General features: G+C 74.2%; 14 protein-coding genes. 6 read left to right on the forward strand and 8 right to left on the reverse strand.

The window, feature by feature from the left end; genetic code table 11:
* The first annotated feature begins 42 nt into the window (after positions 1 to 42).
* The 3 genes from OHA81_RS29590 to OHA81_RS29600 are packed head-to-tail and all read left to right on the forward strand — an operon-like array spanning position 43 to position 2454.
* The gene (locus tag OHA81_RS29590; RefSeq protein ID WP_329200961.1) at positions 43 to 846 is read left to right on the forward strand and encodes an alpha/beta fold hydrolase; all 804 of its coding nucleotides are present in this window, start codon (positions 43 to 45) and stop codon (positions 844 to 846) included.
* Positions 846 to 2117, forward strand: a complete 1272-nt coding sequence (locus OHA81_RS29595; protein ID WP_329200963.1) for a PP2C family protein-serine/threonine phosphatase — start codon at positions 846 to 848, stop codon at positions 2115 to 2117. Before OHA81_RS29590 ends, OHA81_RS29595 begins: the two co-directional genes overlap by 1 nt.
* 1 nt (position 2118) lies before the next feature.
* On the forward strand, positions 2119 to 2454 hold the full coding sequence (locus tag OHA81_RS29600; protein WP_329200964.1) for an STAS domain-containing protein: 336 nt from the start codon (positions 2119 to 2121) through the stop codon (positions 2452 to 2454).
* Between the two features lie 78 nt (positions 2455 to 2532).
* Here OHA81_RS29600 and OHA81_RS29605 read toward each other — a convergent pair whose 3' ends face one another.
* A complete protein-coding gene (locus OHA81_RS29605) occupies positions 2533 to 3084 on the reverse strand; it encodes a nucleoside/nucleotide kinase family protein (RefSeq protein WP_443056803.1) in 552 nt (183 codons plus the stop codon).
* 263 nt (positions 3085 to 3347) lie between these two features.
* Complete coding sequence (locus OHA81_RS29610) at positions 3348 to 3938, reverse strand: TetR/AcrR family transcriptional regulator (protein WP_329200966.1); 591 nt, start codon at positions 3936 to 3938, stop codon at positions 3348 to 3350.
* A 119-nt stretch (positions 3939 to 4057) separates the two neighbouring features.
* Here OHA81_RS29610 and OHA81_RS29615 point away from each other — a divergent pair, with 119 nt between their 5' ends.
* Positions 4058 to 5041 (forward strand): aldo/keto reductase, encoded by a 984-nt coding sequence (locus OHA81_RS29615; RefSeq protein ID WP_329200968.1) that lies wholly within the window; start codon positions 4058 to 4060, stop codon positions 5039 to 5041.
* A 249-nt stretch (positions 5042 to 5290) separates the two neighbouring features.
* Here the strand turns inward: OHA81_RS29615 and OHA81_RS29620 are convergent, their stop codons facing one another.
* Both OHA81_RS29620 and OHA81_RS29625 read right to left on the reverse strand, forming a co-directional pair.
* Entirely contained in the window at positions 5291 to 5530 is a 240-nt protein-coding gene (locus OHA81_RS29620) for a hypothetical protein (protein WP_329200970.1), read from the reverse strand.
* 95 nt (positions 5531 to 5625) lie between these two features.
* Positions 5626 to 7233 (reverse strand): extracellular catalytic domain type 2 short-chain-length polyhydroxyalkanoate depolymerase, encoded by a 1608-nt coding sequence (locus OHA81_RS29625; protein ID WP_329200972.1) that lies wholly within the window; start codon positions 7231 to 7233, stop codon positions 5626 to 5628.
* Between the two features lie 245 nt (positions 7234 to 7478).
* Between OHA81_RS29625 and OHA81_RS29630 the strand changes: the two genes are divergently transcribed.
* Positions 7479 to 7880: a YciI family protein gene (locus OHA81_RS29630; RefSeq protein WP_329200974.1), complete on the forward strand. Its 402-nt coding sequence runs from the start codon at positions 7479 to 7481 to the stop codon at positions 7878 to 7880.
* Positions 7877 to 9208, forward strand: coding sequence for an RNA polymerase sigma factor (locus OHA81_RS29635; RefSeq protein ID WP_329200976.1), 1332 nt, complete (start codon positions 7877 to 7879; stop codon positions 9206 to 9208). The genes OHA81_RS29630 and OHA81_RS29635 overlap by 4 nt, the downstream gene beginning before the upstream one ends.
* On the opposite strand, the gene OHA81_RS29640 is transcribed toward OHA81_RS29635, so the two are convergent.
* The 4 genes from OHA81_RS29640 to OHA81_RS29655 form a co-directional block, all read right to left on the reverse strand.
* Positions 9147 to 11357: an FUSC family protein gene (locus OHA81_RS29640; RefSeq protein WP_329200978.1), complete on the reverse strand. Its 2211-nt coding sequence runs from the start codon at positions 11355 to 11357 to the stop codon at positions 9147 to 9149. The genes OHA81_RS29635 and OHA81_RS29640 overlap by 62 nt on opposite strands.
* Before the next feature lie 81 nt (positions 11358 to 11438).
* Positions 11439 to 11789: a PRC-barrel domain-containing protein gene (locus OHA81_RS29645; protein ID WP_329200980.1), complete on the reverse strand. Its 351-nt coding sequence runs from the start codon at positions 11787 to 11789 to the stop codon at positions 11439 to 11441.
* A gap of 233 nt (positions 11790 to 12022) precedes the next feature.
* Positions 12023 to 13228, reverse strand: coding sequence for an MFS transporter (locus OHA81_RS29650; protein WP_329200982.1), 1206 nt, complete (start codon positions 13226 to 13228; stop codon positions 12023 to 12025).
* Between the two features lie 45 nt (positions 13229 to 13273).
* Positions 13274 to 14440 (reverse strand): aromatic acid exporter family protein, encoded by a 1167-nt coding sequence (locus OHA81_RS29655; RefSeq protein ID WP_329200984.1) that lies wholly within the window; start codon positions 14438 to 14440, stop codon positions 13274 to 13276.
* Between the last annotated feature and the right edge of the window lie 17 nt (positions 14441 to 14457).

The following is a 14457-nucleotide window of genomic DNA, read 5'->3' on the forward strand; positions in this document are numbered from 1 at the left end:
GGCGCCCGAAGGGGCCGTCCGGCAGGATGGGAGGATGTACGGATGGACATCCTCCGCAGAAACAACGTAACGGTGAGCGGACGCGAGGGCGCCCCCGTGATCATGCTGGCGCACGGCTTCGGCTGCGACCAGAACATGTGGCGGCTGGTCTCGCCGGCGCTGTCGGAGGAATACCGTGTGGTGCGGTTCGACTACGTGGGCTCGGGCCGCTCCGACCTGTCCGCGTGGGACGGGGAACGCTACGCGTCACTGGACGGCTACGCCCGCGACGTCGTGGAGATCTGCGACGAGCTCGACCAGCGGGACGTGGCGTTCGTCGGCCACTCGGTGAGCGCCATGATCGGTATGCTCGCCGCCGCGGCCGCACCCTCCCGGTTCTCCTCCCTCGTCATGGTCGGTCCCTCCCCCTGCTACATCGACGGCGAGGACTACCGGGGCGGGTTCAGCGCCGACGACATCGAAGAACTGCTCGACTCCCTGGAATCGAACTACCTGGGCTGGTCCGCGGCGATGGCACCGGTCATCATGGGCAACCCCGACCGCCCCGAACTCGGCGAGGAACTCACCGCCAGCTTCTGCGCCACCGACCCGGACATCGCCCGCGTCTTCGCCCGCACCACGTTCCTCACCGACAGTCGCGACGACCTGCGCAAGGTCACCGTCCCCACGCTCGTTCTGGAGTGCTCCCAGGACGTGATCGCACCGCGCGAGGTGGGCGCCTACGTACACTCCGCCATCGCCGGCAGCCGCCTGGTCACCCTCGACGCCACCGGTCACTGCCCCCAGCTGAGCGCTCCGGAGGCCACGGCCGCCGAGATCCTGGCCTTCGTCCGGTCGTTGCGGTGATGTCCTGCACGGGGCACAGCGCCGAGCAGCCGGGAGACAGGGCTGCGACCGACGCGGTGTTCACCTCCCTGCTGGAGGACAGTGCGGAGGACCTCTACGAGTCGGCTCCTTGCGGCTACCTCTCCACCCTCCTCGACGGCACCATCGCCAAGATCAACACCACCCTGCTGAGCTGGCTCGGCCGTTCCCGCGAGGAGGTCGTGGGCCGCATGCGCTTCGCCGACCTGCTGACGGTCGGCGGGAAGCTCTACCACGAGACCCACTTCGCGCCGTTGCTGCGCATGCAGGGCCAGGTCAGCGGCATCGCCTTCGAGATCAAGGCGGCCGGCGGCAGCAGGCTGCCGGTCCTGGTCACCTCCACCGTGAAGACCGGCGGCGACGGCCAGCCCCTGCTCATCCGCACCACCGTCTTCGACGCGAGCGAGCGGCGCTCCTACGAGAGGGAGCTGCTGCGCCGGCAGAAGGCCGCGGAGGAAGCCCGCGCCGAGGCGGAAGCGGACCGCAAACGGCTCACGGAGGCACTGGCCGTCCTCCAGCAGAGCCTGCTGCCCGCCACCCTGCCGGACGTCCCGGGCATGGAGGCCGCCTCCCATTACCACACCGCCTCCCTCGACCGGCTCGGCGGTGACTTCTACGACCTGTTCCGGATCGACGGCAGACGCTGGGCGTTCTTCCTCGGAGACGTCTGCGGCAAGGGCCCCCAGGCCGCCGCCGTGACCTCCCTGACCCGGTACACCCTGCGCGCCGCCGCCCTGCACGACCCCGATCCCGTCGCCGCGCTCACCACGCTCAACGCCGTCCTCCACGAGCGGTACACCGGCGGCGATCCCCGCTACTGCACCGCCATCTTCGGGGTACTGGAACCCGTGGGCGACACCGTCACCGTGGAGCTGGCGTCCGGCGGCCATCCGCCGGCGCTCCTGATACGCGCCGACGGAAGGGCGGAGTACCTGTCCACCCCCGGCGGGCTGCTCGTCGGGGTCCTGCCCGAAGCGTCGTTCACACCCGCCCGGACCGTGCTGGAGCCGGGTGACACGCTCCTGCTGTACACCGACGGCCTGACCGAGGCCCGGATCGGAGCGACCCGCGAGCTGTACGGGGACGAGGCGCTGCGCGACTTCGCCGCCGCGCGTCCCGCCGTCGGCCCCCACGGCCTGATCGGTGCCCTGAGGGGCCTGCTCGACAGCTTCGGCGAAGGGCTGGACGACGACACCGCCCTGCTCGCCCTCGGCCTCCCGGCCTCCCCGACACCTTCCGGAGCGACTACCTGACATGAGTCCGTTGACGATCACCGTCCGAGACGCCGACACCGGTCCCGTACTGCGGGTCACCGGCGACCTCGACTTCGACACCGCGCCGCAACTGCGCCAGGCGGTCGACGCCCTCGCCCTCGCCCCCGGCGACCTCCTCGTCCTGGACCTGGGCGGCCTGGAGTTCTGCGACTCCAGCGGCATCAGCGCCCTGATCACCGCCCACAACCGGACGTCCGCCGCGGAAGCGGCCATGGCGCTCGCCGCCGTACCGGACAACATCACCCGCGTGCTCGGCATCGTCGGCCTCGACCAGGTCTTCGCCCGCCACGACCCGGCCCCGCCGAACGCCCCTTGACGCGCGGGCGGCGAAGGCGGACGCCCGGGCCGGCCGGCTGGTGCCGTCCCGGGAACAGTGCCGTTCCCCGGGGCCCGGTCAATCGATGACGAGGTCCGCCCGGCTGCGCCCCGGCGCGATCAGGCGGGCGTTCGCCTCGTCGGAGCGGGCCACCCAACGGCGGGCGTACGCCTCGTCCTTGCCGTGCCGCACGTGGCGGTCGACCAGCCGCCGGACCCGTGCCGTGTCGTCGGGGGCCAGGAACCACGCCTCGTCCAGCAGGGGGCGGACCTCGGCCCACATCCCCGCGCCGTGCAGCAGGTAGTTCCCCTCGGTGATCACCAGCGGTACGTCGGGCTCCACCCGGATGCTCCCGGCGACGGGCTCCTCCAGGGTGCGGTCGAAAGCCGGCGCGTACACGGCTTCGGCCGTCCGCTCGCGCAGCCGTCGCAGCAGGGCCACGTAGCCGGCCGCGTCGAAGGTGTCGGGCGCGCCCTTGCGTGCGGCGCGGCCCAGCCGCTCCAGCTCGGCCTGGGCGAGGTGGAACCCGTCCATCGGTACGACCACCGCCACCGCGGGACCCAGAGCCCGGGCCAGTCGCGCGGCGAGCGTGGACTTGCCCGCGCCGGGCGCTCCGGCGATGCCCAGGATCCGCCGCCCGCCGGCCGGTAGCCCGCCGGCCGGTAGCCCGCCGGCCGGTAGCCCGTCGGCCGGTAGCCCGTCGGCCGGTAGCCCGTCGGCCGGTAGCCCGCCGGCCGGTAGCCCGCCGGCCGGTAGCCCGCCGGCCGGCAGCCCGTCGGCCGGCAGCTCGCCGGCCGCCCGCCCGCCGGCCCCCCGCTCGCCCGCCGCCGCGAGGCGCCGGGCCCGGGTTTCCAGTTCTGCCGTGTCCATGCTGCCCGCCTCCCCGCGGCCGCTCAGGGCGCCGCTGCGGGCGGCGGGGCCGCGACGCGGCGTACGGACTCCACGACCGCCGCGCGGTGACGGGCCAGCCGCTCCGGTGACCAGCCGGCTTCCGAGTCGCCCGCCGCCGGGCCGCCCACCGCGCCGAACCACGACTGCGACAGTCCCATCACCAGGGTCAGCAGATCGGCGGGGTCCGGCGCGGGGTCGACCAGCCCGGCCCGCTGCGCCTGCTCCACCGCCGCGATCTTGCCCCGGTACGACTCTGCCTCGGTGTCGGCGACCCCGGGGCGCTCCAGCTGCTTCCACGCCACGAGCCGCATCAGGGAGGGCCGCTCCACCAGGTGGTCGAAGACTGCGCCCGCGTACCCGGGAAGGTCCTCGGCGTCGAACGGCACCGTCTCGGAGCCGGTCGCCAGCGCGCGCTGCAGAACGGCGTCGAAGAGCTCCTCCTTGTTGCCGAAGTAGACGTAGATGAGGCGCTTGTTCGCCTGCGCCGCTTCCGCGATCCGGTCGACGCGCGCGCCGGCGATCCCGTACGCCGCGAACTCGGCGAAGGCCGCGTCGAGGAGCCGTGCCCTGGTTGCGCTGGAGTCCCGTGCCATGGCGGCAGCCTAGCAAGTAACTATCCAGTTATTGACATCCTCGGCAGGTGTGCCACAGTATCGAACTATCCAGTTAGTTACTTACTCGGCGGAAGCAGCCGGAGCAGGAGAGAAACACCATGGAGATGCGCACACTGGGCGGCCAGGGCCTCACCGTCGGCGTCGAGGGCCTCGGGCTCATGGGCATGAGCGCGCACTACGGAGCCACCGACGACACCGAGTCCCTCGCCACCATCGACCGGGCCCTGGAGCTGGGCGTCACGCTGCTGGACACCGCTGAGGGATACGGCCCCTTCATCAACGAACAGCTGCTCGGCAAGGCGCTCACCGGTCGCCGGGACGCGGCCGTGGTCGCCACCAAGACCGGCATCGAATTCACCGACCAGGGTGAGTTCCGCGGCCACAACGGCACCCCGGAGTACATCCGCCGTGCCGCCGATCGCTCCCTGCGCCACCTCGGGACCGACCACATCGACCTGTACTACCTGCACCGCGTCGACCCGGCCGTGCCGATCGAGGAGAGCGTCGGCGCGATGGCGGAGCTGGTGGCCGCGGGCAAGGTGCGCCACATCGGCCTCTGCGAGGTGGCGCCCGCCACCATCGCCCGCGCCCACGCCGTCCACCCGCTGGCCGCCGTCCAGACCGAGTACAGCCTCTTCGAGCGCGGCATCGAGCACGACGGCGTCCTGGAGACCCTGCGCGAGCTCGGCATCGGCCTCGTCGCCTACTCCCCGCTGGGCCGGGGCTTCCTCTCCGGCGCCATCACCAGCCCGGACGACTTCGCGGCAGACGACTTCCGCCGCACCGACCCCCGCTTCCAGGGCGAGAACTTCGACCGCAACCTCGCCCTCGTGGCCCAGGTGCGCCGCCTGGCGGCGGAGAAGGGCGTCACCCCCTCGCAGCTCGCCCTGGCCTGGACGCTGCGCCAGGGCGCGGTGCCGATCCCGGGCACCAAGCGGCGCCGCTACCTCGAGGAGAACGTCGCGGCCACCGCCGTGACGATCACCGACGCCGACCTGGCCGCTCTCGACGCCGTCGCCCCGCACGGCGCCGTCTCGGGCGATCGCTACGCCCCGGAGCTGATGGCCGCGCTGAACGGCTGACCGGACAGGGACCTCGGGCGGGGCCCTACGCGGGCGGCCTCCGCCACGCGGGCCGGTCGCACCGCGCGGGCGCCGTCCAAGGGGAGCACCCCTCGCGCTGGGCGCCGCTCGCGCCGTCGGCCCCTCCGGTCACAGCGCGACGGCGGCCCGGCGGCGTCGGCTCCGCGCCCCTTCGCGAACCCCCCGGCAACCCGCGCGCCACCAGTGGGCCGACCAGGTGAGGCCGGGCGCGGCCGCCGCCGGCCGTCGTCACTTCCTGTGCAGGCCCCAGGTGAACTTATCCCCGCCCTCCCAGCGGACCACCGACGGGTCGTCGAGGTCGGCGTGGGGTATGCCGACGGCCCGGAGCAGGTGGATCACGTCGACCACGTCGTGTGCCCGGCCCGCCACCTCCCCGCAGACCTGCACGATCCGGAACGGCGGGCTTCCCGCCATGACGGGTGACACGACCACGTTCGAATACGACCCGCCGGCCGCGGATTCGGTCATCGTCAGCCTCCTCGCTCTCAGCACCCTGCCCAGCTGGCTCCATGTTCACCCCATGGGTCCCACGTGCCACCCTGGCACCCGCGTACCCCCGCCGCTCAGCGGTATTCGACGGTGAGGGTCGCCCCGGCGGCCGGGGCGAGGAAGACGTACGCGGGCGACGTCTGGTCCTGCCGGAACCGCAGCCTGACCTGCGTCGTCCCCGACCGGTCGATCGCCGACAGCCCGGCCGCCGCAAGGTCCGTGGACACCCCGTCGCCCCCGGCGAAGGCGGCGATCCGGGCCGCCTCCGCCGCCGTCGGCTCCGCCGCCCAGTCCCCGGGCTCCACCGCGCAACCGCCGAAGCACCCCCGCCGGACGTCGACGGCCATCACGTTTCCCGGCGGACTCGACCAGGGGGTTCCGGCGCCCCCGACGCGCGTCACCGTCACGTAGGCGCGGACGATCTCCTTCCCGGCCGGGATCCGCGAGGTGTCGAAGGACAGGACGGCGCGGTCGAACCTGCCGTCGGTGCCACGCCCCACCGCCAGCCCGTACGCCCCCTCCAGGGTGCCGACCGCCGCTCCCGAACCGTCGGCGGCCGCTTTGACGTAACCGTCCTGGGAGTCGGTGCTCGCGAGCACCACACTGCTCTGCCCGGGCGGGGTGGTCGGCACGGCGCCGCCGAGCGCCCTGACCATTGCCATGATCGTCTCGATCTGCTCCCCGCCGTGCCGGGCGTACGCCGTGTCTCCCAGGTAGCCCCACCAGTTCCAGCAGCCGTTGGGGTTGTCGAGGGTCGTGGTGGCAACGGCCTGCGGGTACAGCACCAGCAGGTCGTTGGTGTCCGCATACTCGTCCAGGTACGCCGTATCCATGAACCGGCTTCTGAAGCCCTGGTACGAGTAGCCCTGCTTGCAGCCGTGCAGGGCGACCACCAGCCGGCATTTCGCGCCGCCGGCACAGCTCGTCGGCACGTACAGGAAGCCCGCCTCGTCCATCGACACCCGCCGGGCCGACCCGCCCGGGGCGTACGGGTTCTGGTCGAACCGGACCAGGGAGCCGCGGGGCGCGTCACCCGGCGCGGCGACGGAACCCAGCAGATGGCCCAGCAGGTCGTGCTCGGCATCGAGACCGCAGTTGTTGACCCATGGGTTCTGCGTGACGGCGCACGGGTTCGGGCCGAGCGGGCTGATCCAGGCGTGACCGGCCGCCGTGCTCCTGTCGTAGCGCACCCGGGCGCCGAAACGGCCGTAGAAGTCCGCCAGGGCGTCCGCGACCGGCCGCTTCACCGTCGCGTCGCCCGAGCCGCTGAACACGTAGACGGGATCGCCCGCCAGCTGGGACACGGGGTCCGTCAGACCACGGGCCGACCAGTCACGGGTGGTCCGCTCCAGCGCGTCGAGCCGCAGGTCCTGCGCGGTGTCCATACAGGCTCCCAGCGCCCTGTTGAGATCGCCTTGCGCGCAGCCGTACGGACCCGAGGCGAACACCGCGGAGCCGCTGAACGTACCGGAGTACGCGACGTGCAGCTGGGTGGCCATGTAGCCGCCCGAGGAGACGCCGGCGCTGTACACCGCCCCCACGTCGTACCGGGACAGGCCACCGGGCACCGGGACGGGCGGCGCCGCCTGCGCGGGGGCGGCCAGGGACGGCACCAGCGCGGCGGCGATGAGGAGCAGGACAGCCGCGGCCTCGCGCAACCGGGCGTGGAACGAAGGACGCATGGACCCTCCAGGGCGGCTCGCTCGCATGGTTTCCCGGAGGTTAGGTGCGCGGCGCAGCTGCGGACATGTGCGCGGCAGCCACAAAGAGCGGCCCGCAGATGGAGGCGGCGGCCGGGCACCCGCAAACTTTTTTCGGAATATCCCGTCGGGGACGTCGAAATCCAGGAACCTGCTCCTACCTCACCGTGAGAGCGGCCCTCCGACGCGGCGAGGGCCGGCGCACAGGACGAAAGAGGCACGGGACCATGAAGTACATGCTGCTCATGCAGTTCAGCGAGAAGACCGTCGACTTCCCGGGGATCGACCGGTGGACTCCCGAGGAGCTCCAAGCCCACATCCGCTTCATGAAGGACACCAACCGGGAGCTGGCCGAGGCGGGTGAGCTCGTCGACGCCCAGGGCCTGGCGATGCCCGAGACCGCGCGGATCGTACGGTCGCACGAGGGCGGCGCACCCGTGATCACCGAGGGGCCGTTCCCGGAGACCAAGGAGTTCCTGGCCGGCTGGTGGATCGTGGACTGTGACGGCGACGAGCGTGCCGTCGAGATCGCCGCCCAGGTCTCCGCCGCGCCCGGACCGGGCGGGCGGCCCCTGAACATGCCGATCGAGGTGCGCCAGGTGATGTCGGCGCCGCCGACCGAGCTGTGACCGAGGGCGACCGCACCGTCGAGGACCTGCTGCGCGAACTCGCGCCGCAGGTCGTCGGCGTGCTCACCCGCCGCTACGGCGACTTCGCCACCGCCGAGGACGCGGTGCAGGAGGCTCTGCTGGACGCCGCCCGGCAATGGCCCGGGGAGGGGTTGCCGCGCAATCCGCGGGGCTGGCTGATCCAGGTCGCCGTCCGCCGGATGACCGAGTACGTGCGCAGCGAGGAGGCGCGCCGTCGCCGCGAGGACCTGGTGGCCGCCCGGACGCCGGCCGACCGGCAGGCCGCGCCGCCCGCGGACGCGGAGGACGGGGCGGCCCGCGACGACACCCTCACCCTGCTGTTCCTGTGCTGCCACCCGGCGCTCTCTCCCGCCTCGGCGATCGCGCTCACCCTCCGTTCGGTGGGCGGGCTCACGACGGGGGAGATCGCCCGTGCCTTCATGGTGCCGGAGGCGACCATGGGCCAGCGGATCAGCCGGGCCAAGCAGCGGATCAAGGCCTCCGGGGTGCCGTTCCGGATGCCCGGCGCGGACCAGTGGCCGGCCCGGCTGGACGCGGTGCTGCACGTGCTGTACCTGATCTTCAACGAGGGCTACACCAGCAGCGCCGGGCCCGACCTGCAACGCGCCCCGCTCGCCCGGGAGGCCATCCGCCTGACCCGGGCGGTCCACGCGCTGCTCCCCGACGACGGCGAGGTCACCGGGCTGCTCGCGCTGATGCTCCTCACCGACGCCCGCGGGCCGGCCCGTACGGGGCCCGGAGGCGAACTCGTCCCGCTCGCCGAACAGGACCGCGGCCGCTGGGACGCCGCCGCGATCACCGAGGGCGTCGCGCTGATCACCGCGGCCCTGCCGCGCGGCCCGGTCGGCCCCTACCAGGTGCAGGCGGCCATCGCGGCCGTCCACGACGAAGCCCCCAGCGCACAGGAGACGGACTGGCCGCAGATCCTCGCCCTGTACGGGGTCCTGGAGCGAATGTCCGACAACCCGCTGATCACCTTGAACCGGTCCGTCGCGACCGCGATGGTCGACGGTCCGCGCGCGGGGCTCGCCCTGCTCGCCGCCGCACCCGCCCTGCGGGAGCACCACCGCCTGTACGCGGTACGCGGCCACCTCCACGAGCTGGCCGGGGACCGCGAGGAAGCCGTCGCCGACTACCGGGCCGCCGCGAGGCGGACGGCGAGCCTCCCGGAACGCGACTACCTCAACCTCCGGGCGGCCCGCCTCGCGAGCACCGCGGACGGCGCCCGGCCGCCCGGCGGCGGTCTCACGGGGTCACCAGACGCTGGGCCGGATGGGACGCGGCCATCCGGACCAGATCCGCGGTGAGGAAGTCGAGCCAGGCCACCGCCGTGTAGTAGCGCGGAGGGGCGTCGAGTGAGGAATCCGAGGTCCGGGGCCCGGCGCCCGCGGGGGAACGCCCCGCAGGACCGGCCGAGCTCCGGGGCACGTCATAGCGCTCGGCGGCGGTCCGCAGCCCCTCCGCCACCCACGCCCCGTACTCCCCGACCCGCCGCTCCGCGACCGGCGCCGGCGGCCCCCCGCCCGCCGCACGGACCCGCCGGGAGCCCCACAGGACGTGGTGCCCGGCCATCAGGGCGCTCTGCCAGTCGGCGCCCGGGCCCGCCGGGCGCTGGGCCTCGCCCTGGTACTGCGCGTACGCGGACTCCGCGAGCACCAGCGCCCGCCGGACCTCGGACTCCTCGGGCTCCCCGGCCCCGGCGGGCCCGGGGCCCCCGCTACCGCGGGTGGTGGCCGCGACCTCGGCGGCGGCGGCCCGCAGCAACCGGGCAACGGCCCTGCCCAGCTCGTCATGGGCACCGCGCGGCCACGCCAGCAGACCGCAGGCCAGTCCGATGACGCTCCCGATCAGCACGTCCAGGAACCGGTACTCGGCCAGCCGCCAGTCGGAGGGCGCCAACTGGGCGAACGCCATCGCGACCACGTTCGTGAACATCGCCTGCCCCCACCCGACACCGTGCAGCGGGCCGGTGGCGAAGGCGACGAGCATCAGCGGCGGCAGGATGAACGCGTACGCGGTGCTCGCCGTGCCGGCCAGGGTCAGGACGCCGCCGGCCGCCAGCGCGCCGACGCAGGTGCCGACCAGGGCGCTGCGCACGGTGTGGCGGGTCTGCACGGCAGTGGTGCGGGTCAGGCTGAGCACCGCCAGCATCGCCCAGAAGCCGTGCGGCAGGGTGTCCAGCCCCGCGATCGTCCGGGCCACCGCGAGCGCGAGGGCGATCCGTACGGCGTTCTGGAAGTGCACGGACCTCGGGCCGGCATGGGCTGCCAGCCGGTGCCACCACAGCCGCGGCGCGGACATCCGGGCGTACCAGAAACGCCCGGAACCGCGCCCCTCGGTGGCCGCCCTGCGGCCCCGGACGCAGATGTCCGCCGCCTCGCCCAGCACCAGCGCGGCGTCGGCCACCTCCAGCACGCTCGCCTGCCGGCGCCGGTCGGCGGGTTTCGGGGGGAGGGCGACCGCGAGCTCGGCGCGCGCCCGCCGCAGGACCAGTACGGCCTCGGCGTCCTGTTCCCGGGGGCGGGCGGAGCCGGCGGGCGGGAGGTCCGCCAGGAGCGCGGCGACCTCCCGTCCCGCCCCCTCCACCGCCCGCATCAGGACCAGGCTCTCCGGCAGCGGCGGGACGCCCTCCGCCGCGGCGGGCAGGGCGTGCAGCCGGGCGAGGAGCGTGCGCGCCGCGAGGCCGGTGTGGGCCAGGGCCCGCTCCCGGAGCCCGGGGCCGGCGGGCCGCTCCGCTTCCGGGGACTTGGAGGGCCGCAGTGCCTCGCCGGCGGCCACCGCTTCCCCCGCGGCCGCCCGGGGCAGGGCGTAGGGCGGCGCCGCGAGCGCGGCGGCACACCGGGCCGCGACCCCGGCCGCCTCGGCCGCCCGGTCGCGGTAGGAGCGCACGGGCGGATCGGGCAGCACCCAGGCTTCGGCGAGGATCAGCAGGAGGATCCCGACGACGGCGCCGGCGAGGCGCTCGCCCAGGTCACCGGGGGAGTACGGGGGGAAGCAGGGCAGGATGAGCAGCAACTGCAATCCGGGCGCGGCCCCGGCCTGACGGGGACCGGCGGCCGAGGAGAAGGCCAGGCAGAAGCCGATGACGAGCATGCCGGCCACCGCGACCCAGGTCCGTACGGCCAGCAGGGTACCGAGGGTGACCAGCACGCAGGCCAAGGGCAGCACCCGTACCAGCTGCGCCGCCCGCTGGCGGCCCGTCCCGGGGATCCGGGACAGCACGGCCAGCGAGACGGCGGCGAACAGGGCGTACGTGGCCGGGACCGTGCGGTGCAGGACATAAAGGAAGGTGTAGAAGCCGACGCACGCGGCGAGGGTGACGCGCACGGCCCGGCGGGCCGCGGCCGGCGCGGCGCCGGTGCCGGTGCGCAACTGCGTCAGCGCCCGGGACGCTCCGCGCTCCGCGCCGGCACCTGCCGTATCCGTTCCGGTGTCCGGATCCGTAGGGATGCCCATCTGGTCTCCGCCCGCCGTTCGCGGTCCCCGTTTCAGGGTGCCATCCCCGGGCGCGGACGCCAGCGGGCGCGTCCTCGGGGGTCAGCCCAGGAGGTTGCCGTAGTATCCGCCGATCCGGCTGTAGTAGGCGGGGTCCTCGACGTGCTGGTCCCCGGCGAAGTCGGGGGCCGCCTTGATCTGGTCCTTCGTCCGGTCCACGTGGATCGTCCTGTCCTGCGCGTCGACGCGGGTGACCGTGCCCGCGGGGAGCAGGACCTCCCGGCCGAAGATCCACGGTCCGGTGTCCACGACGATGTACGACGAGTCGACCTCGTCGGAATGCTTGCTGACCTTGCCGATCCCGCCGTCCGCCGCCTCGACCTTGTAACCCGTCAGGTCCAGGGCATCCACCCGGCCCGATCCCTCGCGGTAACCCCACACGTTGATGCTCACGGGCAGTTCCTCTCTTCCGGTACCGGGCGGCCGTCGCCCCCTGCGCGGCTCCGGGACGGGGCGCCCCTGCCGCGACCGCCCGCCTTCCCCGAGCGGCGGCCCTCACACGTGTCCGCGATCCCCCGGCACCGCGGGCACCCGTTCGGGGAGGAAGCGGCCGTGATGCCGCCGGTCCCCGCCGGCCCCGGCCGTGGTGCATCCGGTGCCGGGTCGGCCCCGGGTGGTGCTGCGGTTCACGACGCCGGGGGGTGCCGCAGGAGGTACAGGCCCGTGGCGGTGGTCACGAGGATCGCGCACGCGCTGAACGTCAGCCCGGCGCCGACCAGGCCCAGCCACAGGGTCAGGGCGCCGACGCCCACCACGGGCAGCGAGATCCCCGTGTAGGCCACCACGAAGAACGAGGAGGTCGTCGCGCCCCGGTGCGCGGCCGGCGCCGCGTCGCCCACCGCGCTGAGCCCGGCGCGGAAGGCCACGCCCTGCCCCAGACCACCGCCCAGGGCGCCGGCCACCAGCAGGGCCAGGGACTCGGCCCAGAGCGAGGCGGCGACCAGCAGCAGACCGGCCACCAGGATGAGACAGCCCAGCGGCAGCGCCCGCGCCACCGCGATGTGGCCCGCCAGCCACTGGCCCAGCGTCGAGCCGAGGAACACCGAGAAGATCACGAGCCCCACCACCGCGTGGTTGTGTACGCCCAGCGTCTCGGCCAGGAAGCTCGGCGCCAACGAGGTGAACAGGCCCAGCAGCGCGAACCCGGCGAACGCGGCCAGCGCGCACGGGACGAACACGCCGCGGGCGGACACCGGGACCGACAGGCCCTGGGGCCGCAGCGGCGCCCACCGACGGGCGTCGTCCACCGTCTCGGGCAGCGCGAGCACCACGGCACACGCCACCGCGAGCAGGGCCAGGTGGGTGACGAAGGGCAGGGTGAGCGGCGCGGGGGCGTACTCGGCCAGTACTCCCGCGAGCAGCAGGCCACAGCCCAGCCCGCCCATGTTGGCGGCGGTCGCGACGAGACCGGCCCGCGCCTTGTGCTCCGGCGGAGCCAGCTCCAGCACCGCGACCGTACCCACCCCGCTGAGCAGCCCGGCCGAGAACCCGGACAGCACCCGGCCGGCGAACAGCAGTGGCAGGCCCCCCTCCAGCAGGAAGCAGAGCGCGCTCAGGGCCCCCAGGCCGAGCGCGTAGAGCAGGACCGGGCGGCGCCCCGCGACGTCGGAGTAGCCCCCCGCCACCAGGAGGGTGAAGATCACGCCGACCGCGTAGGCGGCGAAGACCAGCGTCACCGTCAGGTCCGAGAACCCCAGCTCCTGCCGGTACAGCCCGTACAGCGGGGTGGGCAGCGTCGTGCCGGCCATACCGATGGCGAACACCGCCCCGGCGCCCGCGTATCCGAGCCGGCTCGGGCGGCGGGTACGGGAGGGGGCGCTGGTGCGTGTCATGGACAACACCCTAGGCGCGGGGGCGCCCGCCGCCTCCCGGAGCCGCTACCGCTGACCTCGGGTGCCGGCGGGTTCGGGGAGCGCGCCGCGCAGCTCGTGGAGCAGGCGGCTGGCGTCGGTGAGGAGCGCGCCGCACAGCGTCCGTACCGGGGCGGGTACACCGGTGTCCTGCTGGGCCGCGTACTCCAGGTCCTCGTGGAGGGTCAGCCCCTCGTCGACGAGGGCGTCGAGTTCCCGCCGGTCGGTCCGGGCGGGCCGGCCGACCTCCTCCATGGCCGCGGCGACGGTGTCCAGGAGGGCGCCGTAGCCGGACAGGAACCGGGGCGGCACACGGGCGTAGTGGCCGCTGTCGACGGAGGAGGACAGGCTCCGCAGCAGCGAGTGCAGGTGCGCGGCGCTGCGGCCGGCCGCAGCGCCGGCCTCCTGGGCGCGCGGCAGGACCTCCCCGTCCCGGCCGTCGGCCCGGCGGGGATTGAGGCGGCTGTTCTCGGCTTCGGCGTCGACCGACGCCTGGACGTGCGGCGCGTCCGCCGCCACCCGGTCGCAGGCGCGCCGCCACCGCCCGACCTGCTCCCCGGTCGGGCCGTCGCCCTCCCCGGCGGCCGCCGCCAGCTCGGTGACCACGTGCCGCAGCCTCCCGTACAGGTCGGCCACCGCCTGCTGGCGGTGGCGTACGTGCCGGGCCGGCGCGAGCAGCAGGTGCGCCGACAGTCCGCAGAGCGCGCCGAGCGCGACCGAACCGGCGAGGTGGCCGATGTAGTCGATGCGGCCGTGGCCGGAGGTGAAGGCGAAGAAGCCGACGACGGCGACCTGGAGCCCCTGGGAGCCGAGATGCCGTACGCGCCCGATCACGAGCGCGAGGAGGGCGAGCAGGCCGAAGGACCAGGCGTGGATGCCCAGTTGGGCCGCGAGCCCGGCGGCCAGGGCCGCGCCGAGCACCATCGCCCCGAGGTAGCGGACGCATTCGCGCACCGAACGGTAGAGCGTGGCCTGGAGGGCGAGGATCGCGGTGAACGGCGCGAACGTCGTGACCGTCGGCGGCAGGAGGCGGTGTGCCAGCGCCCAGGCGGCCATCGCCGCCACCACCGTCTTCGCCTGCCGGATCAAGTCGTCACGTTCGGTGCCCGGCGATCCGACGCCTCTGCGCACGTACGCGGCGGCCTCGCGTGCCGCCGCGTACATCCGGCGTGCCGGACCATGGGTCACGGCCATACGGGCATCACCTCCAC

Origin of the sequence: Streptomyces sp. NBC_00667 (assembly GCF_036226825.1) — a bacterium.
GTDB lineage: Bacteria > Actinomycetota > Actinomycetes > Streptomycetales > Streptomycetaceae > Streptomyces.